At 49.9% G+C, this 1,610-nt stretch carries 3 protein-coding genes; all 3 read left to right on the top strand.

Annotation, left to right across the window (positions count from 1 at the left end):
* The first annotated feature begins 297 nt into the window (after positions 1-297).
* Positions 298-450: a hypothetical protein gene (locus tag QUA99_RS32750; RefSeq protein ID WP_333245786.1), complete on the top strand. Its 153-nt coding sequence runs from the start codon at positions 298-300 to the stop codon at positions 448-450.
* Between the two features lie 74 nt (positions 451-524).
* Positions 525-794 carry a hypothetical protein gene (locus QUA99_RS32745; protein WP_190663726.1) on the top strand — a complete coding sequence of 90 codons (270 nt, stop codon included), beginning with the start codon at positions 525-527 and terminating at the stop codon, positions 792-794.
* The gene (locus QUA99_RS32740) at positions 791-1,489 is read left to right on the top strand and encodes an ABC transporter ATP-binding protein (RefSeq protein WP_333381772.1); all 699 of its coding nucleotides are present in this window, start codon (positions 791-793) and stop codon (positions 1,487-1,489) included. Before QUA99_RS32745 ends, QUA99_RS32740 begins: the two co-directional genes overlap by 4 nt.
* Positions 1,490-1,610 lie beyond the last annotated feature (121 nt).

Raw genomic sequence — 1,610 nt, 5'->3', positions numbered from 1 at the left:
GGATGCCAGACCAGCCTACGAAGACGAAGCGATCGCGTTTGAGCCAGTCGTCGAGTACATCAAAGATGCCTCTTTCGTTCTGGGCGCGTCCGACTGCGATTGTCATTTACGCAAATCTCCAAATAGATATAATTACAGCGAATCGGTCTCTAGATCATCAATCTCCAACCGTTGCCTCTGCTTAGCAGAAAACGAGTGGGATTATGAAGAGAGTTTACTTTTCTTTACCGTATTGACGATTATAGAGGTAATTCTTTACAAGAGCAAGTTTTTATTAAAAAACTTCTGGATCTTGACTTGTCCGAAGTCCCCGAAGTCCCCGAAGCCCTTGAAGCCCCCGAAGTCTTTGCCCTGCATTTGGGAACTTCTACTGTAGAGGAGTCTCTGGGCTTTGCGTCAGAAGCCCGGTGGCTTGGTAGATATATCGCCCTCAACCTCTTATTTTTCTAAGAAACTGGGTTTCCGTGGGTAAGTCCTATATATATACTGAGGATAGAGCTCCAAACTTAGGTTTTTAAGACTATATGTTCAGCATTGACATCATTGTGAAAAATACGCCCGTCTCGCTGTCGGTGCAGCGGAAGTTGGAGGAGGACGCTGAGACTGTTTACCAGCAGGTACTGGCGGCTATTCGCAACTCCCAACCGCAAATTTTGGAACTCACCTGCGAGAAAAATCCTGAGAAAAAGGTGGCTGTACTCAGCAGCGAGATTTCTGGGGTGGTGGTTTCTCAGAAATCGGGGGCGTCATCTACAGGCAGATCCCCTGGTTTTGTCTCGATGACAGCAGAATGAGGGCTGGGGGTGTTGGTGCCGATATGAGTCAGCCAGCCGTTGCTGTGCGGGATTTGGGTTTTTGCTGGCCGTCGGGCGATCGAGTGTTGCAAGGTTGCTCTCTGGATGTACCCAAGGGCGAATTTTGGATGCTTTTGGGCACTAACGGCAGCGGCAAATCTACGCTGCTGAGGCTGATGGCTGGGCTGCTGCACCCCCAGTCGGGGGAAATTGACCTGAGTGGGCGGGTGGGTTTTGTGTTCCAAAATCCCGACCACCAATTGGTCATGCCGACGGTGGGTGCGGATGTGGCTTTTGGTCTGGTGGAGGAAAAGCTTTCTAACATTCAGGTGCGGGCGAGGGTGGCGGAGGCTTTGGAGGCTGTGAATTTGCTGGATTTGCAGCGGCGGCCGATTTATGCTTTGAGTGGGGGTCAAAAGCAGCGAATTGCCCTTGCTGGGGCGATCGCCCGTCACTGCGAAATTCTGCTGTTGGACGAACCGACGGCTTTGTTAGATCCTGATTCTCAGTTGGATTTGGTGGCGGCGGTACAGCGGTTGGTGAAAAATCGCGGGATTACGGCTTTGTGGGTGACTCACCGTTTGGATGAGTTGAATTACTGTGATGGGGCTTTTTTGTTGGAAAAGGGCGAAGTGGTCGATCGGGGAGATCCGGCGCGTTTGAAGCAGCGGTTGATGCAAAGCCAAGATGTTTAGCTGTTAAGTAGCCGACGTAAAATAGCTGTAGAAGTCAAAGAGTAGGTAGTGCTTTTTTGTAAAGGAAGGAGAAAAATTGTCAAATAGAGCGACGATCATGAAAGAGGAATGATTGAATGAA

It is taken from the genome of Microcoleus sp. F10-B2, assembly GCF_036704965.1.
Lineage (GTDB): Bacteria > Cyanobacteriota > Cyanobacteriia > Cyanobacteriales > Microcoleaceae > Microcoleus.
This window is presented reverse-complemented; position numbering and strand designations above follow the sequence as displayed.